The organism is Mycobacterium sp. NPDC050551, assembly GCF_040674075.1.
Taxonomy (GTDB): domain Bacteria; phylum Actinomycetota; class Actinomycetes; order Mycobacteriales; family Mycobacteriaceae; genus Mycobacterium.
The window spans coordinates 785143-809411 of record NZ_JBFARC010000002.1; the positions used below are offsets into that span (position 1 = coordinate 785143).

Annotated in this window: 25 protein-coding genes; 8 read left to right on the top strand and 17 right to left on the bottom strand. The window is 69.7% G+C overall.

What is annotated here, in order from left to right; genetic code table 11:
- Positions 1 to 23: 23 nt before the first annotated feature.
- Positions 24 to 1295, bottom strand: a complete 1272-nt coding sequence (locus AB0K11_RS10560; RefSeq protein WP_364975616.1) for a M18 family aminopeptidase — start codon at positions 1293 to 1295, stop codon at positions 24 to 26.
- 50 nt (positions 1296 to 1345) lie between these two features.
- Between AB0K11_RS10560 and AB0K11_RS10565 the strand changes: the two genes are divergently transcribed.
- Both AB0K11_RS10565 and AB0K11_RS10570 read left to right on the top strand, forming a co-directional pair.
- Entirely contained in the window at positions 1346 to 2368 is a 1023-nt protein-coding gene (locus AB0K11_RS10565; RefSeq protein WP_364975619.1) for a Dyp-type peroxidase, read from the top strand.
- Positions 2368 to 3165, top strand: a complete 798-nt coding sequence (locus AB0K11_RS10570; protein ID WP_364975621.1) for a family 1 encapsulin nanocompartment shell protein — start codon at positions 2368 to 2370, stop codon at positions 3163 to 3165. Before AB0K11_RS10565 ends, AB0K11_RS10570 begins: the two co-directional genes overlap by 1 nt.
- Before the next feature lie 16 nt (positions 3166 to 3181).
- Here AB0K11_RS10570 and purQ read toward each other — a convergent pair whose 3' ends face one another.
- Genes purQ through AB0K11_RS10585 form a run of 3 tightly spaced genes read right to left on the bottom strand, consistent with a single transcriptional unit; the run spans position 3182 to position 4790 of the window.
- Entirely contained in the window at positions 3182 to 3859 is a 678-nt protein-coding gene (gene purQ / locus AB0K11_RS10575) for a phosphoribosylformylglycinamidine synthase subunit PurQ (RefSeq protein ID WP_364975623.1), read from the bottom strand.
- Entirely contained in the window at positions 3856 to 4095 is a 240-nt protein-coding gene (purS, locus tag AB0K11_RS10580) for a phosphoribosylformylglycinamidine synthase subunit PurS (RefSeq protein ID WP_264013966.1), read from the bottom strand. Before purS ends, purQ begins: the two co-directional genes overlap by 4 nt.
- 35 nt (positions 4096 to 4130) lie before the next feature.
- Entirely contained in the window at positions 4131 to 4790 is a 660-nt protein-coding gene (locus AB0K11_RS10585) for an ATPase (RefSeq protein WP_364975626.1), read from the bottom strand.
- A gap of 46 nt (positions 4791 to 4836) precedes the next feature.
- On the opposite strand from AB0K11_RS10585, the gene AB0K11_RS10590 reads away from it, so the two are divergent.
- Positions 4837 to 5499 carry an MBL fold metallo-hydrolase gene (locus AB0K11_RS10590; RefSeq protein WP_364975629.1) on the top strand — a complete coding sequence of 221 codons (663 nt, stop codon included), beginning with the start codon at positions 4837 to 4839 and terminating at the stop codon, positions 5497 to 5499.
- A gap of 14 nt (positions 5500 to 5513) precedes the next feature.
- Here the strand turns inward: AB0K11_RS10590 and AB0K11_RS10595 are convergent, their stop codons facing one another.
- The 4 genes from AB0K11_RS10595 to AB0K11_RS10610 are packed head-to-tail and all read right to left on the bottom strand — an operon-like array spanning position 5514 to position 9037.
- On the bottom strand, positions 5514 to 7157 hold the full coding sequence (locus tag AB0K11_RS10595) for an FAD-binding dehydrogenase (RefSeq protein WP_364975632.1): 1644 nt from the start codon (positions 7155 to 7157) through the stop codon (positions 5514 to 5516).
- A gap of 37 nt (positions 7158 to 7194) precedes the next feature.
- Positions 7195 to 7899, bottom strand: coding sequence for a DUF2334 domain-containing protein (locus AB0K11_RS10600; protein ID WP_364975634.1), 705 nt, complete (start codon positions 7897 to 7899; stop codon positions 7195 to 7197).
- A gap of 59 nt (positions 7900 to 7958) precedes the next feature.
- Positions 7959 to 8456 carry a glutathione peroxidase gene (locus AB0K11_RS10605; protein ID WP_364975636.1) on the bottom strand — a complete coding sequence of 166 codons (498 nt, stop codon included), beginning with the start codon at positions 8454 to 8456 and terminating at the stop codon, positions 7959 to 7961.
- Positions 8457 to 8482: 26 nt separating this feature from the next.
- Positions 8483 to 9037, bottom strand: coding sequence for a helix-turn-helix domain-containing protein (locus AB0K11_RS10610; protein WP_364975638.1), 555 nt, complete (start codon positions 9035 to 9037; stop codon positions 8483 to 8485).
- 84 nt (positions 9038 to 9121) lie between these two features.
- Between AB0K11_RS10610 and AB0K11_RS10615 the strand changes: the two genes are divergently transcribed.
- Positions 9122 to 9568, top strand: a complete 447-nt coding sequence (locus AB0K11_RS10615) for a DoxX family protein (RefSeq protein ID WP_364975640.1) — start codon at positions 9122 to 9124, stop codon at positions 9566 to 9568.
- Here AB0K11_RS10615 and AB0K11_RS10620 read toward each other — a convergent pair.
- Positions 9497 to 11635, bottom strand: coding sequence for a S9 family peptidase (locus tag AB0K11_RS10620; protein ID WP_364976745.1), 2139 nt, complete (start codon positions 11633 to 11635; stop codon positions 9497 to 9499). The genes AB0K11_RS10615 and AB0K11_RS10620 overlap by 72 nt on opposite strands.
- Positions 11632 to 12525 (bottom strand): phosphoribosylaminoimidazolesuccinocarboxamide synthase, encoded by an 894-nt coding sequence (locus AB0K11_RS10625; RefSeq protein ID WP_364975643.1) that lies wholly within the window; start codon positions 12523 to 12525, stop codon positions 11632 to 11634. Before AB0K11_RS10625 ends, AB0K11_RS10620 begins: the two co-directional genes overlap by 4 nt.
- 29 nt (positions 12526 to 12554) lie before the next feature.
- On the opposite strand from AB0K11_RS10625, the gene AB0K11_RS10630 reads away from it, so the two are divergent.
- Positions 12555 to 13172, top strand: a complete 618-nt coding sequence (locus AB0K11_RS10630) for a hypothetical protein (protein ID WP_364975646.1) — start codon at positions 12555 to 12557, stop codon at positions 13170 to 13172.
- A gap of 102 nt (positions 13173 to 13274) precedes the next feature.
- Positions 13275 to 14135 (top strand): type IV toxin-antitoxin system AbiEi family antitoxin domain-containing protein, encoded by an 861-nt coding sequence (locus tag AB0K11_RS10635; protein WP_364976747.1) that lies wholly within the window; start codon positions 13275 to 13277, stop codon positions 14133 to 14135.
- Here AB0K11_RS10635 and AB0K11_RS10640 read toward each other — a convergent pair.
- From AB0K11_RS10640 to purB, 4 genes are read right to left on the bottom strand one after another with little or no spacing between them, the layout of a single operon-like run.
- On the bottom strand, positions 14062 to 14988 hold the full coding sequence (locus AB0K11_RS10640; RefSeq protein WP_364975649.1) for a tellurite resistance/C4-dicarboxylate transporter family protein: 927 nt from the start codon (positions 14986 to 14988) through the stop codon (positions 14062 to 14064). The two genes, AB0K11_RS10635 and AB0K11_RS10640, sit on opposite strands and share 74 nt — an antisense overlap.
- Entirely contained in the window at positions 14985 to 16202 is a 1218-nt protein-coding gene (locus AB0K11_RS10645; RefSeq protein WP_364975651.1) for a cytochrome P450, read from the bottom strand. The genes AB0K11_RS10640 and AB0K11_RS10645 overlap by 4 nt, the downstream gene beginning before the upstream one ends.
- Before the next feature lie 18 nt (positions 16203 to 16220).
- Positions 16221 to 16619, bottom strand: a complete 399-nt coding sequence (locus tag AB0K11_RS10650; protein ID WP_364975653.1) for a hypothetical protein — start codon at positions 16617 to 16619, stop codon at positions 16221 to 16223.
- 50 nt (positions 16620 to 16669) lie between these two features.
- Positions 16670 to 18142: an adenylosuccinate lyase gene (gene purB, locus AB0K11_RS10655; protein WP_364975655.1), complete on the bottom strand. Its 1473-nt coding sequence runs from the start codon at positions 18140 to 18142 to the stop codon at positions 16670 to 16672.
- Between purB and relZ the strand changes: the two genes are divergently transcribed.
- A complete protein-coding gene (gene relZ, locus AB0K11_RS10660) occupies positions 18141 to 19877 on the top strand; it encodes a bifunctional ribonuclease/(p)ppGpp synthase (RefSeq protein ID WP_364975657.1) in 1737 nt (578 codons plus the stop codon). The genes purB and relZ overlap by 2 nt on opposite strands.
- Here relZ and AB0K11_RS10665 read toward each other — a convergent pair.
- Together AB0K11_RS10665 and AB0K11_RS10670 are read right to left on the bottom strand one after the other, a co-directional pair.
- Entirely contained in the window at positions 19874 to 21310 is a 1437-nt protein-coding gene (locus tag AB0K11_RS10665; protein ID WP_364975660.1) for an APC family permease, read from the bottom strand. The genes relZ and AB0K11_RS10665 overlap by 4 nt on opposite strands.
- 77 nt (positions 21311 to 21387) lie before the next feature.
- The gene (locus AB0K11_RS10670; RefSeq protein WP_364975662.1) at positions 21388 to 21999 is read right to left on the bottom strand and encodes a TetR family transcriptional regulator; all 612 of its coding nucleotides are present in this window, start codon (positions 21997 to 21999) and stop codon (positions 21388 to 21390) included.
- A gap of 96 nt (positions 22000 to 22095) precedes the next feature.
- On the opposite strand from AB0K11_RS10670, the gene AB0K11_RS10675 reads away from it, so the two are divergent.
- Positions 22096 to 22998: an alpha/beta hydrolase-fold protein gene (locus tag AB0K11_RS10675; RefSeq protein ID WP_364975664.1), complete on the top strand. Its 903-nt coding sequence runs from the start codon at positions 22096 to 22098 to the stop codon at positions 22996 to 22998.
- Here AB0K11_RS10675 and purD read toward each other — a convergent pair.
- Entirely contained in the window at positions 22995 to 24263 is a 1269-nt protein-coding gene (gene purD, locus AB0K11_RS10680; RefSeq protein ID WP_364975667.1) for a phosphoribosylamine--glycine ligase, read from the bottom strand. The two genes, AB0K11_RS10675 and purD, sit on opposite strands and share 4 nt — an antisense overlap.
- Positions 24264 to 24269 lie beyond the last annotated feature (6 nt).

Genomic DNA, 24269 nt, shown 5'->3' on the forward strand with positions numbered 1-24269 from the left:
CATCGGCAGGCGAATCGGAGAAATCAGGCGGGCGCCAGGAACGCCTGCAGCGCCGCCGAATACGCCGCGACATCGTGGGCGCCCATCAGCTCGCGGGCGGAGTGCATGGCGAGCTGGGCGGCACCGACGTCGACGGTCGGGATGCCGGTGCGCGCGGACGTCATCGGGCCGATGGTGGACCCGCACGGCAGGTCGGCGCGGTGCTCGTAGCGTTGCAGCGGGACGCCTGCCTGATCGCAGGCGAGCTGGAACGCCGCGGCGGTGCGGCTGTCGGTGGCGTAACGCAGATTCGGCTGGACCTTCAGCACCGGGCCGGCGTTGACCTCGATCAGATGCAGCGGCTCGTGACGCTCGGGATAGTTCGGATGGGTGGCGTGCGCCATGTCGCCGGAGGCCACCATCGATCCGGACAGTCTGCGCAGCAGGTCTTCGCGGGCGCCGCCCGCCACCAGCGTGATCCGTTCCAGCACGGTCGGCAGCAGGTCGGACTGCGCGCCGTGATCGGACGTCGACCCCACCTCCTCGTGGTCGAACAGCGCCAGCACCGGTATGTTCCGACCGCCCGCGGCGGTGGCGAGGAACGCCTCCAGACCGGCGTAGCAGGTGCCCTGGTTGTCCAGCCGGGGCGCACTGACCAGTTCGTGCTCGGCGCCGACGAGCCGCGAACCCGCGAGGTCGTGGGTCATCAGGTCCGCGGCGAGCACGTCGCCCGCCGCGAAGCCCGCGTGGTCGGCGACGTACTCGAGGAACGAGCGGGTTCCGCTGCCCACGCCCCACACAGCGTTCAGATGACGCTGCGGGTCCAGGGTGACGCCCTTGCGGTCGTCGGACAGGTGGATGGCCAGCTGCGGCACCCGCAGGATCGGCTCGTCGACGCGCACCAGCACGTCCCGCACGCCACCGATTCCCCCGCCGCTGCGCACCGAGAGCCGGCCGCTGACCCCGAGGTCGCGGTCCAGCCACGAGTTGAGCCAGGCACCGCCGTAGGGCTGCAGCGCCACCACCTGCCAGCCCGAGACGAATCGGTCGGGGTGCTGCTTGACCCGCAGGTTGGGGCTGTCGGTGTGGCCGCCGACGATCCGGAACGGCGCACCGGGATCGTCGCCCGCCCGCCACGCGACCAGCGATCCCGCCCGCACCGTGAAGTAGTCACCCGGTTCGGTCGGCCAGGCGTCGGACTCGGCCAGTTCGGTGAAGCCCGCGGCCCGCAACCGTTCGGCCACGGTGACGCAGACGTGGAACGGTGACGGCGAGGCATCGATGAACTCACACAGGTGCTGGGGGCTAGCTGCCATCTTTCAAGTTTGACGGGCGATTTCACTGATCTTGACGCTAGGGTCCAGTTGTGCCCGATCCACTGCCGCAACCGGTGCTGGCGCCGCTCACCCCGGCCGCCGTCTTCCTGGTCCTCACCGTCGACGACGGCGGCGAGGAAACGGTGCACGACGGGCTCGCCGACATCTCAGGCCTGGTGCGCTCCATCGGCTTTCGTGATCCGGCCAAGCGATTGTCGGTGGTGGCCTCGATCGGCTCCGACGCCTGGGACCGGTTGTTCTCCGGCCCCCGGCCCGCCGAGTTGCACCCCTTCGTCGCGCTGCACGGTCCCCGCCACGACGCCCCCTCGACGCCCGGCGATCTGCTGTTCCACATCCGTGCCGAATCGATGGACGTCTGCTTCGAACTGGCCACCAAGCTGGTCGAGGCGATGGCCGGCGCCGTCACCGTCGTCGACGAGGTGCACGGCTTCAAGTTCTTCGACAACCGGGACCTGATGGGTTTCGTCGACGGCACCGAGAACCCGGACGGCCCGCTGGCACGCAGCGCGACGCAGATCGGTGACGAGGATCCGGACTTCGCCGGCGGCTGCTATGTGCACGTCCAGAAGTATCTGCACGACATGGGCTCGTGGAACGCGTTGCCGGTCGGTGAGCAGGAGCGGGTGATCGGGCGCACCAAACTCGACGACATCGAGCTCGACGATGCCGCGAAGCCCGCCAACGCGCACATCGCGCTCAACGTGATCACCGACGATGCTGGCAACGAGCTGAAGATCGTGCGGCACAACATGCCGTTCGGCGAGATCGGCCGGTCGGAATTCGGCACCTACTTCATCGGCTACTCGCGCGCCGCGGCCGTGACCGAGCGGATGCTGCACAACATGTTCATCGGCGATCCGCCCGGGAACACCGACCGCATCCTCGACTTCTCCACGGCCGTGACGGGCGGCATGTTCTTCTCCCCCACGATCGACTTCCTCGACGACCCACCGCCGCTGCCCGACGCGGTGCGCATTCCGGCGGCCTCCCCCGCGCCGGCCCCCGCCTATGCCGGTTCCCTGTCGATCGGCAGCCTGAAAGGACAGTCCTGATGAACAACCTCTACCGCGAGCTGGCCCCGGTCACCGCCGAGGCGTGGCAGCAGATCGAAGAGGAGGCGACCCGAACGTTCAAGCGTCACATCGCCGGTCGTCGCGTCGTCGACGTGAGCGAGCCGGGTGGACCGGTGACCGCCGCGATCAGCACCGGCCACCTGATCGACGTGACCTCCCCGGGTGACGGCGTGTCGGCACACCTGCGCGACAGCAGGCCGCTGGTGCGGCTGCGGGTTCCGTTCACGGTGTCGCGCAGCGCGATCGACGACGTCGAACGCGGCTCGCAGGACTCCGACTGGGATCCGGTCAAGGACGCCGCGAAGAAGCTGGCGTTCGTCGAGGACCGCGCCATCTTCGAGGGCTACCCGGCCGCGTCGATCGAGGGCATCCGCGGGTCGAGTTCGTGCCCGAGCCTCAAACTGCCCGCGGATCCGCGGGAGATCCCCGACGTCATCACCCAGGCGCTGTCGGAGCTGCGGCTGGCAGGCGTCGACGGCCCGTACAGCGTGCTGCTGTCGGCCGACGTGTACACCCAGGTGAGCGAGACGACGGTGAACGGCTATCCCATCCGCGAGCACCTCAACCGGCTCGTCGACGGCGACATCATCTGGGCGCCCGCGATCGACGGCGCATTCGTGTTGTCAACCCGCGGTGGGGATTTCGATCTGCAGCTCGGCACCGACGTGTCGATCGGATACCTGTCGCACGACGCCGACACCGTGCAGTTGTACCTGCAGGAGACGCTGACGTTCCTGTGCTACACCGCCGAGGCGTCGGTCGCCCTGACGGCCTGAGCCGTTCGCGCGGGGCTCAGGCCTTGGCGAGCACCGCGTCGAGCGCGGAGTAGAACAGGCCGAGGCCGTCGTCGGACGGACCGGTCAGCGCCTCGGTGGCGTGCTCCGGGTGCGGCATCAGGCCGACGACGCGGCCGTCGGCCGAGCTGACGCCCGCGATGTCGCGCATCGACCCGTTGGGGTTGTCGCGGTAGCGGAACACCACCCGGCCCTCGCCCTCGAGTTCGTCGAGCGTCTTCTCGTCGGCGACGTAGCGGCCCTCCCCCGACTTGAGCGGGACGAGGACGTCGGCGCCCGCTTCGAAACGCGTGGACCACGCCGAGGACGTCGAGGCGACCTCCAGCCAGATGTCGCGGCACACGAAGTGCAGTCCGGCGTTGCGGGTGAGCGCACCGGGCAGCAGACCCGCCTCGCACAGCACCTGGAAGCCGTTGCAGATGCCGAGCACCGGCAGCCCCTCGCGGGCCTCGCGGACCACCTCACCCATCACCGGCGCGAACTTCGCGATCGCGCCCGCGCGCAGGTAGTCGCCGTAGGAGAAGCCGCCGGGCACCACGACCGCGTCGACCCCCTTGAGGTCGGCGTCGGCATGCCACAGGCTGACCGCCTCGGCACCGGACAGCCGCACCGCGCGGGCGGCGTCGATGTCGTCGAGGGTGCCGGGGAATGTGATGACCCCCACACGCGCCGTCATGCCTGCTCCCTGCTGACCGACCAATCCTCGATCACCGTGTTCGCCAGCAGCGATTCGGCGATCTCGGCGATGGTCTCGTCGGTCACGCTGTCGTCGACCTCGAGCTCGAATCGCTTGCCCTGCCTGACATCTGACACTCCGGCGATGCCGAGGCGACCGAGCGCACCGACGATCGCCTGCCCCTGCGGATCGAGGATCTCCGCCTTGGGCATCACATGCACCACCACCCTTGCCACGGGACAACTGTACCGGCGTGGGCCGTGCGTCCGCCCTACCGGCACGAGTCGATGTAGGCGACGCACAGCGGGGCGGCCATCGCGTCGAGCACATCGGTGTCCGCCACGGCCGGCCACGGGCGGGCCTGGCGGTCGGTGGACCACAGCGCCAGCTCGCTGATCGTGCCGCTGCGCGGGTCCACCAGCAGGTACTCGCGCAGTGTCGATCCCCCCGCGTCGCTGATCACCGCGGCTTTGCGCGCCGGTTCGGCGGTGGTGAGCGACGGTGAGGTCTGCGGAGCGGTCAGCTGGCACCGGCGCAGCGCGGCGACACCGGCGTCGTAGACCTCCTCGGCCGTCTCTCCGGCCCGCCACGCCTCCCCGCGCCAGTGCATCACCTGTGCCTGCAGGTGCCACAGGCCGTCGGGCGAGGTCACGACGGCGCGGGACGCCACGGCGTAGGCGCGCGCGTCGTCGACCGGCGGCGAGGCGCATGCCTCCTCGAACCGGAACCGTGGCGCGGTCACGGGCGTGGCGACGGCCCCCAGCTCGGGCCATCGGTAGGCGTCGTGCAGCGGGATGGAGGTCGGGGCGATCCATGCCGACTGCGGAATCCGGTCGCAGAAGGGCGGACAGTCGAGCGGGGCGGCGTCCACCTGACCTGGCGCGAACGCCAACCCGCAACCCGCCAGCACCGCCGCCAGCAGAATTCGCATCGAGAACCCCCGCGCTCATGCCCCGCCCGAGCGCCACAATATAGGCATGCAACTGACGCATTTCGGCCATTCCTGCCTTCTCGCCAGCTTTTCCGCCGGATCCGGGGACTCCGGGGCCGAGACGACGGTGCTGTTCGATCCCGGCACGTTCTCCCACGGCTTCGAGGGCATCACCGGTCTGTCGGCGATCCTGATCACCCACCAGCATCCCGATCACGCCGACACCGAGCGCCTGCCGGCACTGCTGGAGGCCAACCCGCAGGCCGCCCTGTACGCCGATCCGCAGACCGCCGCGCAGCTCGGTGACCCGTGGCGGGCCGTGCACGTCGGCGATGAATTCGGCATCGGCCACCTGCAGGTGCGTGGTGTCGGCGGCACGCATGCGGTCATCCATCCGGAGATCCCGGTGATCGACAACATCTCCTACCTACTCGGCGACGGCGATCACCCGGCGCGGCTCATGCATCCGGGCGATGCGCTGTTCGTGCCCGGTGAGCCGGTCGATGTACTGGCCACTCCGGCAGCGGCGCCGTGGATGAAGATCTCCGAGGCGGTCGACTACCTGAGGGCCGTCGCGCCGGCACAGGCGGTGCCGATCCACCAGGCGATCATCGACCCGAGTGCGCGCGGCATCTACTACGGCAGGCTCTCGGAGATGACCGACACCGATTTCCGCGTGCTCGAACCGGAGAACGGCACCGCGTTCTGACTTCTGGCGAGCAGTCAGGCGATGTCGCGGGCGGCGCCGCGGCCCGCCGCTCGGCCGGAGAAGATGCAGCCGCCCAGGAAGGTGCCCTCCAGCGAGCGGTACCCGTGCACGCCGCCGCCGCCGAAGCCGGCCGCTTCACCGGCCGCGTACAGCCCTGGGTAGGCCGATCCGTCGGCGGTCAGCACGCGGGAGTCGAGATCGGTCTCCAACCCGCCCAACGACTTCCGGGTCAGGATGTGCAGCTTCACCGCGATCAGCGGCCCGGCCTTGGGGTCGGTGAGGCGGTGCGGGGCGACCACCCGGCTGAACCGGTCGCCGAGATAGGCCCGGGCTCCCCGGATCGCGGTGATCTGGCTGTCCTTGGTGAACCGGTTCTCCACCTCGCGGTCGCGCGCCGTCACCTCCGCGGCCACGGTGTCGTAGTCGAGCGGCACCACGGCGGGCACGTCGTTCATCCCGGCGACCAACTCCTGCAACGAGTTCGCGCTGACGAAGTCGACGCCCCGGTCGACGAACGCCTGCACGGGGGCCGGGGCGCCCGGTCGCACCCTGGCCAGCACCTGCCGCACACTCCGACCGGTGAGGTCGGGGTTCTGCTCCTGACCCGACAGCGCGAACTCCTTCTCGATGATCCGCGCGTTGAGGATGAACCAGGTGTAGTCCTGCCCGGTGGTGCAGATGTGTTCAAGCGTGCCCAGGGTGTCGAAACCCGGGTACAACGGCACGGGCAGCCGTTTCCCGTTGGCGTCCAACCACAGTGATGACGGGCCGGGCAGGATCCGGATGCCGTGCAGCGGCCAGATCGGATCGTAGTTGGTGATGCCCTCGGTGTAGTGCCACATGCGGTCGGCGTTGATCACCCGCGCGCCCGCGGTCTCGGTGATGCCGATCATCCGTCCGTCGACGTGGGCGGGCACACCGCTGATCAACTGTTCGGGCACCCGGCCCATCCGGGGTGGCCAGTTCTTCCGAACCAGGTCGTGGTTGCCGCCGATGCCGCCGCTGGAGACGATCACCGCCGATGCGCGGAACTCGAACTCGCCCACAGTGGTTCGCGACGACGGCGCACCCCGGACCGCGGTCGACGGTTCGAGTACGGCGCCACGCACGCCGGTGACCGCGCCGTCCTCGACGATCAACCCGTCAACGCGGTGCCGGTGTGCGAACCGCACCGTGCCCGGGGCGGCGCGCAGCCGCCGCTCGAACACCTCGACGATCGCGGGGCCGGTGCCCCAGGTGACGTGGAAGCGCGGCACGGAGTTGCCGTGGCCCGTAGCGCCGTAGCCGCCCCGCTCGGCCCAGCCGACGAGCGGGAAGGTCTGCAGCCCGCGGGTCCGCAACCAGCTGCGCTTCTCTCCCGCGGCGAAATCGACGTAGGCGTGCGCCCACTGCCGCGGCCAGTGGTCCTCGGGCCGGTCGAAGCCGGCCGAGCCGAGCCAGTCCTGCAGGGCGAGTTCGTAGCTGTCACGGATGCCCAGCCGGCGTTGTTCGGGGCTGTCGACGAAGAACAGGCCACCGAACGACCAGTACGCCTGGCCACCCACGTTGGCAGCGTTCTCCTGGTCGACGATCAGGACGCGCCTGCCCCGCTCGACGAGCTCACAGGCGGCGACCAGACCGGCCAGCCCGGCCCCTACGACAATGACGTCAGCGTCCACAGGACGCTACGTTAGCCCCGGCCGCTGTGAGCGCGGCTCAGGCGGCGTCGGTCAGCGCCACAGGCGGCGCCCAGCTGTAGACCGCGGGTGCACAATGATGCATCAGCGCGAGGTCGACGGCGTCCAGCACGGCCTGCCGCGGGCCCGGCCGGCGCAGTTGTTTGGCCGACACCGCGAGCCGCACCATGCCACCGCGCCGGGCGGTGCGGTCTGCTGTCAGCACCAGCGTGCGGCACCACCACGGCTCGGTGAGGAAGCCGGCGCCGATGCCGACGACCCGGGCGCGCACCGTCGTCTGACGCACCAGGTCGGTGATGCCGGTGAGGCCGGCGACCAGACGGAAGCCGTTGCGGGGCAGCACCGTCGCGGTGCCCTGCGAGACGGTCCAGCCCGGGGCGGCGAACAGCCGGGTACGCAGACCGAGGTGTTCGAGCACCCGGTCGGCACCCATCAGCCGCAGGTTGGCCTCGTGCGCGGGCAGGGTCGCGAACTCGCTGCGGCGCTGCTTGGTCGCGGCCTCGTCGAAGCCGTGCAGCACGATGGCCGCGCCGTCGGCACGGCGCTGCGTCAGCCAGCTCACCGTCGGCTCGTCGCGGTCCAGCCGGTAGCCGCCCTTGAGCCGGGGTGCCACCAGGAACGACGACGGCACGCCGCGCGCATCCAGGTCGGCGCAGAACGAGGCGACGTCGGGCAGCGTGCGGTCGCTGATATAGGCGATCGAGACGATCAGTTGTCCAGCCACGTGTGCAGTGTGGCAACGCCAGGTGTCGTGACGGTTGACGACACGTGGGCGGGAGTTGTCTATCGGGGCAAGACCGCTTCGATGGCGGTGATGACCTCGGGTGCGTCCGGCTCGGTGCGCGGACGGAACCGGTTGACCACCGAGCCGTCGGGTGCGATCAGGAACTTCTCGAAGTTCCACTGGATGTCACCGGCGTCGCCGCCGGCGTCGGGGGTCTTCGTCAGCTCGGCGTAGAGCGGATGCCGGTCCGGCCCGTTGACGTCGGTCTTGGCCAGCAGCGGGAACGTCACGCCGTAGGTCGTCGAGCAGAAGGTCTGGATCTCCTCGGCGGTGCCGGGCTCCTGACCCATGAACTGGTTGCACGGCACGCCGATCACGGTCAGGCCGCGCCTGCCGTACTCCTGGGCCAGCCGCTCCAGCGCGCTGTACTGCGGCGTCAGACCACATTTGGAGGCGACGTTCACCACGAGCACCGCGCCGTCGGTGATCTCGGCGAGGTTGGTGGCAGTGCCGTCGAGCGTGGTCAGCGGGATGTCGGACAGCGACGTGTCGGCCATGACCGAACGCTACCGCAGCGCCTCCATCACCGGCCGAACAGCATCGTGGCGGTACGACGGGCGGTCGCCAGCGGATCGGTGTCGGTGTCGACGGCCTGGTTGAGCCAGAGCAGCGAGAAGCCGTGCACCAGCGACCACGCGGCGAGGGCGGCAGCGTCCGGGTCGGCCTCGGCACGGTCGTCGGTGAGGGTGCCGACGCCGCGTGCCAGCTCGGCGCCCGCTGCGGCCTGAGCGGCGGCGAGGTCGGGGTCGGCGGCGTCGAACAGCGATCGGTCGAACATCACCGCGTAGTGGCCCGGGTGGCTCAGCGCGAATCCGACGTAGGCCAGCGCGGCGTTGACGAAGTCGGGTCTGGCCTGCTCGAGCGCGGCGGTGAGCAGCCGGAACCCCTCCGTCGCGAGCGCGGTGAACAGTCCGCGCCGGTCGGTGAAGTGGTGAGCGGGAGCCGCGTGCGACACCCCGGCGGCGCGGGCCAGTTCGCGCAGCGACACCGCGTCGGCGCCGCGCTCGGCGACCAGGTCCGCGGCGTGCCCGAGGATCGCGGCCTTGAGGTCGCCGTGGTGGTAGGTGGCCTTGCTCATCTGCTCAGTCTAGCCCCACATCTTGACAGTGGCTAGTTACGTCGTATCCTCATCTTGACGCTGACAAGTTCAAGGGAGATGGCGATGGCGGTCCTGATGGCGCTGGTACTGGGCAGCCTCGCGGCCAGGACGGTGGGCCGGCTCGGCGTCGACTATGTCGACAGCTGGCCGCGCGCCGTCGCCGTCGGGCTGGCGCTGATGTTCACGATGACCGGGGTGGCGCACTTCGTCCCGGGCATGCGCCGCGACATGATCGCCATCGTGCCGCCGCGGCTGCCGGCGCCCGGCCTGCTGGTGACGATCACCGGCGTGCTCGAACTGCTCGGCGCGGCCGGGCTGCTGTTCCCGCCGACCCGGGTTGCGGCGGCAGTGTGCCTGTTCCTGTTGATGCTGGCCATGTTCCCCGCCAACGTTCACGCGGCGAGGACGCCGGACCCGCCACGGTCGATGACGTCGCGGCTAGACGTTCGGACCGCCGAAGAAGTTCTCTACCTCGCCGCTGCCGTAGTGGTCGCGGTCGGCGGTGGCTAGCACCCACGCGTACTGGAACGCCGCCTCCTTCCACCGCTCGTAGCGTCCGCTGATCCCGCCGTGGCCGGCGCTCATCTCGGTCTTCAACAGCACCGGATTGGCATCGGTCTTGGCATACCGAAGCGCGGCAACCCATTTCGCAGGCTCCACGTAGAGCACCCTGGTGTCGTTCAACGACGTCATCGCCAGTATCGGCGGGTAGTCCCTGGCGACGACGTTCTCGTAGGGCGAGTACGACTTCATGTAGAAGTAGATGTTCTCGTCCTCGATCGGGTTGCCCCACTCGTCCCACTCGGTCACCGTGAGCGGCAGCGCCGGATCCAGGATCGTGGTCAACGCGTCGACGAACGGCACCTGGGCCAGGAAGCCGGCGAACAACTCCGGCGCGAGGTTGGCCACCGCGCCGATCAGCAGACCGCCTGCGCTGCCGCCGAGGCCGACGAGGTTCTCCGGCCGTGTGACGTCGGTGGCGATGAGATGCCTTGCCACCGCGATGAAGTCGGTGAACGTGTTGCCCTTCTCCAGCATCTTGCCGTGCTCGTACCACGACCGGCCGAGCTCTCCACCGCCGCGGACGTGCGCCACCGCGAACACCATGCCGCGGTCGAGCAGCGACAGCCGGGCGATGGAGAAGCGAGGGTCCTCACAGGACTCGTAGGCGCCGTAGCCGTACAGCAGTGTCGGGGCAGGGAATTGCAACCCGGCCCGGTGCACGATGGAGATCGGCACCCTGGCGCCGTCGGGTGCGGTCGCCCAGTCGCGCCGCTCGACGTAGTCCTCCGGTCGGTAGTCGCCCAGCACCGGTTGCTCGCGAAGCAGCACGCGGTCACCGGTTTCGAGATCGATGTCGTACACCCGCACCGGCGTCACGAACGACGTCGCTCCCACCCGCAGTTTCGGCGCGTCCCAGTTCGGATTCGCGGACAGGCCCGCCGACGTGAGTTCGGTGTCGAAGGTGATCTCCTCGGCGCGGCCGTACCCGCCGTCGGCGGTCAGCGGCCACAGCTCGATCCTGGGCAGCGCCTCACTGCGGTAACTCACCACGAGGTGACGCGCGAAGGCGTCGACCCCGTCGAGGCGGACGTCCTCGCGGTGCTCGATGAGCGTGCGCACGGCGGTCGGATCGCTGACGGGTGCCTCGACCAGCTCGAAGTTCTCGGCTCCGTCGTTGTGCAGGATCAGGAATCGGTCGTCGCCACCCACCACGGCGTGTTCGACGGAGTACTCCACCGACTCGCGGCGCGGCCACACGACGGCGAACTCGGCCTCCGGATCTGCCGCGTCGGCGAACCGCACCTCGGAGGTGACCGCGCTGCCCGCGGCGATCATCAGGTACCGGTCGCTGCGGGTGCGCCCGACGCCGAGCCAGTACTTCTCGTCGGCCTCGTGATAGACCCGCTGCGCGGGCAGCCCGGCGCCGAGTCGATGGCGCCACACCGTGTCCGGGCGCCACGCGTCGTCCACCGTCGTGTAGTACACGGTGCGGTTGTCGGCCGCCCAGGTGGCGCCGGCCCCGATGCCGACGACGGTGTCGTCGTACTGCTCGCCGGTGCGTAAGTCCCTGAAGCGCAACGTGTACCGCTCGTCGCCGACGGTGTCCACGGAGTAGGCCAGGATGTTGCCGTCCAGGCTGATCGTCGCGGCGCCGAGGGCGAAGTAGTCGTGGCCGTCGGCCTCGGCGTTCTCGTCGAGGAGCACCTGCTCGCCCGGGATCTCGGTGTGCTCGTCGAGCACCGGAGGTGTCCAGTCGCCGGGATCGCCCACCGGACAACGGCAGTGCACCCCGTACTGCTTGCCTTCGAAGCTGCGGCCGTAGTACCACCAGTCGCCGCGGCGGGTGGGCACCGACAGATCGGTCTCCTTGGTGCGAGCCTTGATCTCGTCGAAGATCTTCTGCCGCAACGGCGCGAGGTCGGCCGTCATGTGTTCGGTGTAGGCGTTCTCCGCCTCGAGGTACTCGATCACCTCGGCGTCGTCCTTGTCCCGCAGCCACTCGTAGTGGTCGAGGAACACGTCACCGTGGAACTCGCGGCGGTGCTCGACGCGCTTGGCCTCCGGCGGGTTCACGCGCCAGGACCGATCCACGCGTCGAACTGCAGACCCGAGATGCGTTCGTAGGCTTCGATGTAACGGGCGCGGGTAGCCGCGACCACGTCGGGCGGCAGCGGTGGCGGGGGTCCGTCGCCGGCGCGGTCCCAGCCGGACTCCGGCCCGGTCAGCCAGTTGCGGACGAACTGCTTGTCGAAGCTGGACTGCACCTCGCCCTCGCGGTGGTCGTCGGCGCGCCAGTACCGCGACGAGTCCGGGGTGAACACCTCGTCGGCGAGCACCAGGGTGCCGTGCTTGTCGACGCCGAACTCGAACTTGGTGTCAGCGATGATGATGCCCTTCGTCAATGCGTGCTCGGCGCCCCGGACGTACGTCTGCAGGGTGTGGTCGCGCAGCTGTTCAGCGCGTTCGGCGCCGACGAGTCCGACGGTGTCCTCGAAGGTGATGTTCTCGTCGTGGTCGCCCAGTTCGGCCTTGCTGGCCGGGGTGTACAGCGGCTCGGCGAATCTGCTCGCCTCGGTCAGCCCCTCCGGCAGGGCGATGCCGCAGACCTGGCCGGTCTTGCGGTAGTCGACCAGGCCCGACCCGGTGAGGTAGCCGCGGGCCACGCACTCCACGGGGAGCATCTGCAGCTCGCGTACCACCAGTGCGCGGCCGAGCACCTCATCGGGTATCCGCTCGTCGTCGGGCGGACCCGCGAGGTGGTTGGGCGCGTCGAGTAGGTCGAAGAAGAACACGCTCATCGCCGTCAGGATGCGGCCCTTGTCGGGGATGTCGCCGTCCAGCACGTGGTCGTAGGCGGAGATGCGGTCGGTGGCCACGAACAGCAGGTGGTCGTCGTCGATGCGGTAGAGCTCCCGGACCTTGCCGCTGGCCAGATGGCGGTAGTCGGTCAGAGCAGGGCGCATCGGGCCAGACTATCTGCTGGGATCGGGGCATGAGCTCTCGCTACCTGCCGTACGCCACCACGCCCGTCCGCCTGTTGTGGCAGTTGATCAGCGACATCGTCATCGCGGCGTGGACCGTGGTGTGGGTGCTGGTGGGCATGGCGGTGCACGCGGCGGTGGCCACCATCGCCGAAGTCGGCCGCCAGGTGAACACCGGCGCCAACGGCGTCGCCGACAACCTCAACTCCGCGGGCGACAACGCCGACGACTTCCCGCTCGTCGGTGATGCGCTGGCCAAGCCGCTGCGGGCGGCCAGCGAGGCGGCGCTCGACATCGCGGGCGCAGGCCAGAGCCTGGACGACACCGCATCGTGGCTGGCGTGGGTGCTGGCGCTGGCGGTCGCGTCGCCGCCGATCCTGGCCGTCGCGATGCCGTGGCTGTTCCTGCGGCTGCGCTTCTTCCGTCGCAAGTGGACGGCGGTCACCCTGGCCAGGACGCCGGCCGGTGAGCAGCTGCTGGCGTTGCGGGCCCTGGCCAACCGGCCGCTGGCGAAGCTCGTCAGCGTCGACGACGACCCCGTCGGCGCATGGCGCAGCCAGGACGCCGTGGCGATCCGCGGGCTGGCGGCACTGGAGCTGCGCGCCGCAGGCATCCGCGCCCACCTCTAGCCACCCAGTGATTTGTGGAACCTCAGCCGCGGTCAGCGCGGTTGCGGCTCCACAAATCACTGGCGAGGGAACGGAGGAGACGGCTCATCACGTCTTAGAATGGTGCTCGACGACATTCTGCGGCGCCAGGACGGCGTGCTCACCCTTCGACAGGCTCTGCGCGCGGGGCTCAGCCAGGATGCCGTCGACCGCCGGGTGCGCTCGGGCCACTGGCGACGTTGCGCTCGAGGTGTGTACTTCGTCGACGACCGACCGTTCACCGACTCGGCGCGGGTGCGCGCAGCAGTCTGGGGCTACGGGGGCGGCGCCGCGGCGAGCGGACTGGCCGCCGCGTGGTGGCACAACCTGACGAAGTTCGCGCCCGAGGTCGTCGAAGTGACCATCCCTCGTGAGCAGCGCCGGTCGCATCTCCCCTCGACCCGGCTGCGGCGACGTGACCTGCGACCTGCCGACGTCGTCGAGCGGCGTGGGCTGCAGGTCACCGCGATTCCCCTCACCGTCGTCGAAGCGGCCGTACGACGTGGCGGCGGCCCGAAGATCCTCGACTCGTCATTGCAACGCCACGTCGAACTACGCGTCCTGTGGACCGCACATCTGCGCAACAAGGGCCGGCACGGATCGCCCGCCGCCCGTCGCCTGCTTCAGGTCGCCGACGACGGCGCACGTTCGGAAGCCGAGCGACTGCTCATCCGACTGCTCAAGGCGGCACGCATCACCGGCTGGAAGGCCAATCATCCGGTCGCCGGGTACCGCGTCGACGTGGCATTCCCGAGCGCCCGAGTGGCCGTGGAAGTCGACGGCCTCGCCTTTCACTCCGACACCGACGACTTCCACGCCGATCGGGTACGTCAGAACGCGATCGCACTCGCCGGCTGGCAGGTGCTCCGCTTCACGTGGCTGGACCTGACGGAACATCCACAACGGGTGATCGCCGAAATTCGTCGCGCCATCGCAAGACCGTGAGCAGCCAGACGACCAGGGCGATCCAGAACGCGACTTCGGACACCACGTCGAGCCATCGCCACCCCGTCTCCCGGTACATCGCGAATGTGGCCGAGGCGTACATGCCCAGCGGGAACACCGCCGGCCACGCCCGCACCCGCCGCCACCCGACGCAGAGCAGCGGGACGATCCACAACGTGGCGAGCACCCACGTCCCGATCGTCACGTGCTCCACGGCGTCGGCGAACGGTCCGGGCGGCAGCGCGTGGTGCAGGTGGTCGCCGGCCAGCGTCGAGACCGCGAGCCCACCCATCAGGATCCAGTGATCGGGAGGGACGTCGCGGCGCATGGCCGGGTCGGCGCCGGTCCGCCAGATGATCAGCGACGTCATCACGAGATACCAGCACAGCGCCAGCAGCCAGAAGGCGATGGCCCAGAAGACGATTCCGGATGCCACGGACACGATGGCCAGTCCCGACGTGGCGACACTGACCAGTTCCCACGCGCCGTGCGCACGGTCTCGCAGGCCGGTCCACCGCAGTCGCCACATCCGGCCGACGACGATCGGCATCAGCGACACCCAGCCCTGCGCAGCCATCGTGCCGAGCACCCACACGACCGTTTCGTGATCGGAGAAGCGGGCGGCCAGCACCGCACACGCCGCCACGTAGGTGAACAGCCCGACGGCCGTGTCGATCTCGCGCAGCTCCCAGCCGTCGCGCCGCCAGCTCAGCGCTGCGAGGTACACCAGCACCGGCAGCGCGACCACCGCGAGCACCGCCAGCGCGGCGCTGACGGGACCGTAGCCGTGATCGGCCGCCGCGATCGAGACGATCCCGGTTGCCATCACCGCCGCGAACGCATCCGGCCTCACGGGATCAGCTCGACCACCAGGTGCCGGATACCGGTGTGCCGGTTGCTGCGAGTCCACTCGACGGGCTCGGCCACTCGCACACCGGCGAAGCAGCGGAGCAGCTCCTCGAACAGCACCCGCAGCTCGAGCCGCGCCAGGTTGGCCCCGAGGCAGTAGTGCACCCCGTACCCGAAGCCGAGGTGCGGGTTGGGTTTACGGGTGATGTCGAAGCTGTCGGGATCGGTGAACGCCGCGCCGTCGCGGTTCGCCGAACCCTCCCACACCTGAACCTTCTGCCCGGCCTTGATCGCGCATCCACCCAGATCGACGTCACGGGTGGCGGTCCGGCGCTTCGACGGGGACGGCGACGTCCAGCGCACCATCTCCTCGATCGCCGACGGCAGCAGCGACGGGTCGGCCCGCAGCGCCGCCCATTGCGCGGGGTGCTCGGCGAGTGCGAGCAGTCCACCGGCCACCGCGTTGCGCGTCGTCTCCGCGCCCGCACTGAACAGCAGGCTGAAGAACAGGTACAGCTCGAGGTCGGAGAGCCCCTCGTCGAGCGCCGCATTGGCGACGACGGAGAGCATGTCGTCGGTCGGCTCGGCACGCTTGGCGGCGATGAGTTCCATTCCGTAGGTGTACATCCGGGTTCCGGCGTCCTCGGCGGTCAGCTGACCGACCTCGGCCGTGCGGGCCCGGCCGAAGTCGAACTGCGGCTCGATCGCCTCGAACAACCAATGCCGTTCGCTCTCGGGCACTCCCAGCAGGATGCAGATCATCTGCATCGGCAATTCCGCCGCGACGTCGACGACGAAATCGAAAGGCCGGCCGGACGCCACGGCGTCGAGCAACCGGCGGGCCCGTGCCCGAAGGTCGTCCTCGACCAGGCGGATCATCCGCGGCGTCAGCCCGGAGCTGACCAGCCGGCGGATCTGCGCGTGCCGTGGGTCGTCCATCATGTTGAGCACCTGGCCTGCGACGGCCAGGTCCTGCAGCAGGGTGCCGCCGTAGGGCCGGTCGCCGCCGGTCACCGACGAGTAGCACACCGGGTCGCGAAGCACCGCAAGCGTTTCGGCGTGTGTGGCGACCGACCAGAAGCCCTCGCCGTCGGGAGTGTGCTCTGTGGGTTCGTGCCAGCAGACCGGCGCCTCGCGGCGATGCGCGGCGAACAGGTGATGCGGGAAGCCGTCGGCGAAATTGTCCAGATCGGTGAGATCGATGTCCGCGAGCCGCATCCCTACAGGATGGCGTGCCTACCGGAGTGGCGGGTGATATTGCGGCCCCGGGGCGAAGTGGTGCGGCTGCGAGGCCCAGAACTCCCGCACCATTCTGGCCTCACGCTTGAGCACCGCGAGCGCGAGCAGATTTCGCACGATCGCCAGAGGGTTGAAGAAGACCATCGACAGGATGCCCCACCAGCCGAGGAACAGACAGTGCAGAAGACTCGCCCTGATCTTGGCCTGACACTGGGCGTAGGTGCCGGTGAAGGTGGAATCCTGGGCGAACCAGAGCACCACGACGCCGGTGTGCCTCACCGTCTCCACCTTGTACTGCTGCTCCCCCGGCACGACGTGCGTGCGACCGTTGTGCGTGTACACCGCCTGCCCGTACCCCGGATGGGGCGGCTGCGGGTATCCGTGCGGCTGCGTCATGCATCCATCTTCCGCTACCCCTCGGACCCCCCGATGCACCAATTCGGCAGCTACAGAATGGCGCCCGAGGTGTACTTGGCCGCCTCCGGGTAGCGGCCGACGAGCTCGTCGACCGCCTCGGCGACGCGGTCGACCTGATCGCCCGCGGCACCGGTGAACGCCTGCTTGTCGGCCAGCGCGGCGTCGAGCGCGAGACGGTCGAGCGGCAGCCGCGGGTCGGCGGCGAGCCGGTCCAGCAGATCCGGCTCCTGGCCCTTCTCCCGCATCGCCAGAGCCACCGTCACCGCATGCTCCTTGATCACCTCATGCGCCGTCTCGCGTCCCACCCCCGCACGCACCGCCGCGATGAGGATGCGGGTGGTGGCCAGGAACGGCAGGTAGCGGTCGAGCTCACGCTGGATCACCGCCGGGTACGCGCCGAATTCGTCGAGCACCGTCAGGAAGGTCTCGGTCTGCCCGTCGATGGCGAAGAACGCGTCCGGAAGTGCGACGCGGCGCACCACCGAGCAGAACACGTCACCCTCGTTCCACTGCGCGCCGGCCAGTTCGGCGGCCATCGACGCATATCCGCGCAGCACCACCTGAAGCCCGTTCACCCGCTCGCAGGACCGGGTGTTCATCTTGTGCGGCATCGCCGACGACCCGACCTGGCCCGGCGCGAAGCCCTCGGTGACGAGTTCGTGGCCCGCCATCAGCCGGATGGTGTGCGCCAGCGACGACGGCCCGGCGCCCACCTGCACCAGCGCGGAGACCACATCGTGGTCGAGCGAGCGCGGGTAGACCTGGCCGACGCTGGTGAAGATCTCGGTGAAACCGAGGAACTCGGCGACCCGCCGCTCGAGGTCGGCGAGCCGGGCGGTGTCGCCGTCGAACAGGTCGAGCATGTCCTGCGCGGTGCCCATCGGGCCCTTGACGCCCCGCAGCGGATACCGGTCGATCAACTCACGGAGGCGCGTCAGCGCGACGAGCATCTCCTCGGCGGCCGAGGCGAACCGCTTGCCCAGCGTGGTGGCCTGCGCGGCGACATTGTGGCTGCGGCCGGCCATCACCAGGTCGCGGTAGCTGATCGCACGCTCGGCCAGTCGCGCCACCACCGCGACGCCGTGGGCGTGCACGAGTTCCAGCGAGCGCCGGATCTGCAGCTGCTCGACGTTCTCGGTGAGATCGCGGCTGGTCATGCCCTTGTGCACGTGCTCGTGGCCGGCGAGTGCGTTGAACTCCTCGATGCGGGCCTTGACGTCGTGGCGCGTCACCCGCTCGCGGTCCGCGATCGACTGCAGGTCGACGGTCTCGAGCACGCGCTCGTAGTCGGCCACCACGCCGTCGGGCACGTCGACGCCCAACTCCGCCTGTGCGCGCAGCACGGCGAGCCAGAGCCGTCGCTCGGCGACGATCTTGGCCTCCGGCGACCAGATCGCCACCATCTCGTCGCTGGCGTACCGATTGGCCAGCACGTTAGGGATTTTTGGGGAGACCGTCACGAAGCAACAGCTTACGACCCGGGTAGGGCAGGCTGGGCCCATGCACTTCGTCGGACTCGACCTCGCCTGGGGCGAGCGGAACCGGACCGGCGTCGCGGTCGTCGACGCCGAGGGCCGGCTGATGCACGTCGGCGCCGCGCACGACGACAAGAGCATCCTCGCGGCGATCGGCCCCTACGCCGACGGCGACTGCGTCGTCGCGATCGACGCGCCGCTGGTCGTGACGAACCCGACGGGCAACCGGCCCTGCGAAGCGGCGCTCAACCGCGACTTCCGGGCTTTCCAGGCGGGCGCCCACCCGTCCAACACCGGCAAGCCGGAGTTCGCGAACGGAACCCGCGGCGCACGCCTTGCCGCCGCGTTGGACCTGGACCTCGACCCGTTCTCCACCGGGCGGCGCCGGGCCGTGGAGGTCTATCCGCATGCCGCCTCGGTGGCGCTGTTCGGCCTCGGCAGAACCCTGAAATACAAGGACAAGCGGGGGCGCAGGTTCGAGAAGATGCAGTCCGAACTGCTCAGGCTGATCACCCTCATCGAGGGACTCGAAGGCGCCGACCCCGCGCTGCGGGTCGCCGAGCACGACGACTGGCAACGCCTTCGTGAATCGGTCGAGTCCGCCACTCGCAAGAGCGAACTGCGGCGCGCCGAGGATCCGGTCGACGCAGTGCTGTGCGCCTACGTCGGGCTGTACTCGGTGCGCCGACCCGGTGACGTCACCGTCTACGGCGACGAGGTCACCGGCCAGATCCTCACCCCGACGCTGCCCGTGGGGCTGACACCGCAGACGGCGCAACCGATTCCGGACGTGGTACGCACGGCCATCGCACAGTACGAGGCCCGCAGGCCCGGCCTCGTCACCGCCACCGATCACTACCTGCGGCTGGTCACCTCGCTCCTCGACGACGCAGGCATCAACTATCTGAGCGTGACCGCACGCACCAAGAGCGTCGAGTCCTTCGCGGCCAAGGCCGAACGTGAAGTCGACGGGCAGCGACTGTTCAGCGATCCGCTGGCCGAGATCACCGACCAGATCGGGCTGCGGGTCATCACGTACCTGCGGGAGGACGTCGACGCCGTCGCCACACTGCTCACCGACGAGATGCGCCTGCTCGACGACCGTGACATGGGCCTGCAGACGGCGCGGGAGGGCCGGTGGGGTTATGCCAGCAGGCACCTGCTGGTCGGCGTGGAAGGCCAGCAGCAGCCGGCGTCGATCCAGGTCCGCACCGTGCTGCAACACGCGTGGGCCGAGTTCGAGCACGACATCCGCTACAAGGGATCGATTCCCGCCGAACATGTTCCGGACCTCGATCGGCGATTCACACTGGCGGCGGGCCTGCTCGAACTCGCCGACCGGGAGTTCACCGCGATCCGAGAGCGACTCCGCGTCTCGCTGACCGACGAGGAGATGGCGGCCGAGGAGTACGACCAGTCCGCCGATCCCCGCATCGCCACCGCGGTGCTGGCGACCTATCTCGGCAACCGGTACGCCGAGGCGGGCTGGTCGCGCACCGACCACTACGGCTGGATCTCCGGGTTGCTGCTCGAACTCGGCATCACCTCACTCGACGAGCTGACCGCGCTCCTCGACGGAGTGGACGCCGACACGATCGACAAGGCGATGGGCTATCGCTATCCGGCCGGTGCGGTACGCCGCCTCGACGACGCGCTGCTGGCGATCTTCCGAGACCGGTACCTGCGCCTGCACGGCAACGCCCACCGGGTGGAGCTGCTGCAGAACAGGCTCAAGCGGCTGCCGGGCGGTGCGGACTCCTAGTCCGGGGTCTTCGCCAGGTGGGGGTCGGTGATGCCGGCGTCGCGGATGCCGAGCTGACGGTTGATCAGCATGGTGATGAGGAAGAGCACGACGCCGATGGCGACGAGGATCAGCGCCAGCACGTACTGCTGGGTCGGCCGGCCCGAGAACGGCAGCACCAGATACAGCGACGCCAGGAAGCCGATGACCGGCAGCGCCGTCGGCGTCTTGAAATGGCCGCCCGCCGCTTGGACATCGCGCCTCAACACCAGCACCGCGACGTTGACCATCGCGAACACCGCGAGCAGGAGTAGCGACGTGGTGCCGCCGAGTACCGAGATCGCGCTGCTGTTGGCGAACGCCGTGACGTAGAAGATCAACCCGAAGGCGATCAGCGTGGTGAACAGGATCGCCACCCACGGGGTGAGGCGCCGCGGGTGCACCGTGCCCAGCACCGGCGGAAGCACGTGCTGGCGGGACATGCCGTAGATCAGCCTGCTCGCCATCAGCATGTTGATCAGCGCGGTGTTCGAGACGGCGAACATCGAGATGTACGGCAGGATCGTCTCGATCGGCAGGCCCGGCGCTCCGGCTTTGACGACCTCCACCAGCGGGGTGTCGCTCGCCTCCAGCACGCCGACCGGTACCAGGGCGACTGCGACGATGGCCACGATGACGTAGACGGCACCGGCGATACCCAGACCGGTCAGCAACACCTTGGGAAAGATCTTCACCGGATCCTTGGTCTCCTCGGCCATGTTGACCGAGTCCTCGAAGCCCACCATCGCGAAGAACGCCAGCGAGGTGGCGGTGGTGACGGCCAGGAAGACGTTCTTGTCCTGTGCGGTCTCGAAGGCCACCACCCGGGCGAAGTCGACGTCTCCGCCGCCGCCGGTGAAGGCCCAGAGTCCGACGAAGATGACCAGCAACAGGCCGGTGATCTCGATGATGGTCAGGACGACGTTGAGCTTGACGCTCTCACCGACACCGCGCAGGTTGACCATGGCGATCAGAGCCATGAAAAGCAGTGCGACGACGACGATCCCGACCTTGCCCAGGCTCCATTGGAATGCGTCGTCGAGCACGGTGTCGAGGTTCGCCGCGAAGAACCGGGACGCGGTAGAGGCCGACGTGATGCCCGAACACATCACCACGAAGGCCACCAGGAACGTGACGAACTGGATGCCGAAAGCCTTGTGGGCGTAGAGCGCTGCGCCTGCCGCCTGCGGGTACTTGGTCACCAGCTCGAGATAGCTGAACGCGGTCACGGTGGCGATGAGGAAGGCGACGAGGAACGGGACCCACGCGGCGCCACCCACTTCGGCGGCCACGTCACCGGTGAGCGCGTACACGCCGGTGCCGAGGATGTCGCCGACGATAAACAGCAACAGCAGGCCGGGACCCATGACGCGCCGTAACTGCGGTTGCTCCTCGGCGGTTTCCGACTGACTCATGGGCTCCTCCGTGACGGTTGGTGCCCACCATCATGAGTCAGCGGCGACCGCCACGCAGTGTCATCCGGATTATTCGGTCAGTCGATCGGGGCCAGCACGTCGATCACGTCGACCAGGGTGGCCCGTGCGGTCGCGCGGGGCCCGTCGCCGTCGCCCACCAGCGCCGCGACCACCGCTCCGTCCACGGCGCACACCAGTGCGGTCAGGAATTCCGACCGCACCGTCCGGCCGGAGCGCTCGACCACCTCGACGACGGCGTCGGTGCGCTGCTGCAGGATTCGGCGTTGCACGTCGCGCAGTGCGGGTTGGCGGGCACAGGCGATGTAGCGCTCGTAACGCGAGATCAGTTCGTCGGAGCCGAAGGTGCTCGCCGACTCGCCGACGAGCAGATCCACCAGCACCTCGGCGGTCGACTCCGCGCCCCGGCGCCGCCGCGACAGGACCGCGACCCGCTGCTGCAGTTCGTCGGCTTCCCGGGTGCCCACGTGTTCGACGGCCTTGGTGATGAGGTCGTCGAGGGAGGAGAAATAGTACGTCGTCGACGCCAGCGGCAAGCCCGCCCGGCGCGCCACCGCCCGGTGCCGCACCGCGTCGAAGCCGCCTTCGCACAGCAGGTCCGCGGCGGCGCTGACCAGCGCATACCGTCGTCTCTCTCCCTTGGGAGTGACCGCTGCCGTCACGCCTTGCATGCTGCCAGTCACAGCGAAGCGACATCGCGGTTTCGGCCAATCATCAGGCTTTGTTCAGGGAATCGGCCGCCGGTCGGCGGGTCCGGCAGCGATGGCATGATGGCCCGCATGCCTGACGTCAGCCGCCGCGCGCTCCTGCGCCTCGGGTTGGGCGCGGCCGCAGGAGCGGCGGGCGCCTACGCGCTCGGCACGACGCTCGACACCACGCCGGCCGGTGGACCGTCAGTGGCGATGACGAGCGCGGGCGCTCCGCTGGCCCCACCCCCGCTGCAGCCGCCGCCCGCCGCCGCCCCGACCTACGTCACCGGTTCGTTCGTCTCGGCCGCCCGCGGCGGAGTCGCGACCAACTGGGCGATCGCGCGTCCGCCGGGACAGTCCGGGCCGCTTCGACCGGTGATCGCGCTGCACGGCAAGGGGGCCGACGCCGCGCAGGTGATGGCGGGCGGCGTGGAACAGGGGCTGGCGCAGGCCGTCGACGCCGGGCTGCCGCCGTTCGCCGTGGTGGCCGTCGACGGTGGCGGGAGTTATTGGCACAAAAGGGCTTCCGGTGAGGACTCGGGCGCCATGGTGCTCGACGAGCTGATCCCGATGCTGGGAACGATGGGTCTCGACACCTCGCGCGTCGGCTTCCTCGGGTGGTCGATGGGCGGTTACGGCGCGCTGCTACTGGGCGCCCGCCTCGGCCCGGCGCGCACGGCGGCGATCTGCGCGGTGAGCCCCGCGCTGTGGACGTCGGCCGGGGCGGCGGCGCCCGGCGCATTCGACGGCGCCGACGACTACGCCGCCAACAGCGTCTGGGGCCTGCCTGCGCTCGCCGACATCCCGATCCGCATCGACTGCGGCGACAGCGACCCGTTCTACGCGGCGACCGAGCAGTTCATCGCACAGCTGCCCACCCCGCCCGCGGGCGGCTTCTCGCCGGGCGGACACGACGGCGCCTTCTGGAGCTCTCAGCTGCCTGCCGAGATCGCCTGGATGGCACCGCTGCTCGTCGCCTAGAGCGCGATGCGGCCCTCGGCGGCCGCCAAGCCGATGTCGGTGCGGAAGTGACTGCCCGGCAGACGAACCGACCCGATCAGGTCGTACGCCGCGGCGCGGGCAGCCGACAGGTCCGCGCCGATGCCCACCACCGACAGCACACGACCGCCCGACGAGACGACGGCCCCGTCGTCGCGGCGCGCCGTACCGGCATGCAGCACGCCATCGGCTTCCGACCCGGTGATCGCGTCGCCGACGCGCGGCCGGCCGGGGTAGTTCTCCGCCGCCAGCACCACCGTCACCGCCGCGCCGTCCCGCCAGCGCAGTTCGCCGAAGCCGGCGAGCCGGCCGGTGGCGGCGGCCCGTAGGAGCTGACCGAGCGGGCTGTCCAGCAGCGCCAGCACCGACTGCGTCTCGGGGTCGCCGAAGCGGCAGTTGAACTCGACCACCGCCGGCCCGCGTGAGGTGATGGCCAACCCGGCGTAGAGCAGTCCGGAGAACGAGCTGCCCCGCCGGACAAGCTCTGCGGCAACGGGTTTGACGATGTCGTCGACGATCTGCCTGCCGACCTCGTCGGGCAGCCATGGGAGCGGGGCGTAGGCGCCCATGCCGCCGGTGTTGGGCCCGGTGTCGTTGTCCCCGACGCGTTTGAAGTCCTGTGCGGGCAGCAGGGGTACGACGCTCTCACCGTCGACGACGCAGAACAGCGACACCTCGGGGCCGTCGAGGAAGGACTCGAGCAGCACCGGGTGCCCGGCGTCGAGCAGGGCGGCGGCGTGCGCACGCGCCGCGTCGCGGTCGGCCGTCACCACCACACCCTTGCCCGCGGCCAGTCCGTCGTCCTTGACCACCCACGCCGGGTCGCCCGCGGCGGGGCCGAACCGGTCGAGCGCCTCGTCGAGGCGAGCGGGGGTGTCGACGATCTCGCTGGTGGCGGTGCGCACGCCGGCGGCGGTCATCACGTCCTTGGCGAACGATTTCGAGCCCTCGATGCGGGCGGCGTCCTTGGTCGGCCCGAAGCAGTCGATGCCTGCCGCGCGCACCGCGTCGGCCACACCGAGCACCAGTGGCACCTCAGGACCCACCACCACCAGGTCGGCGCCGATGCGCTGAGCCAGTTTCGTCACCGCCTCGCCCGACGTCACGTCGACGTCGTACTGCTCGGCGATGACCGCGGTGCCGGCGTTGCCGGGGGCGACGGCCAGCGTCTCGACCTCCGGGTCGCGGCGCAGCGCGAGCAGCAGGGCGTGTTCACGGGCGCCGGATCCGATCACCAGGACGTGCACAGTCGA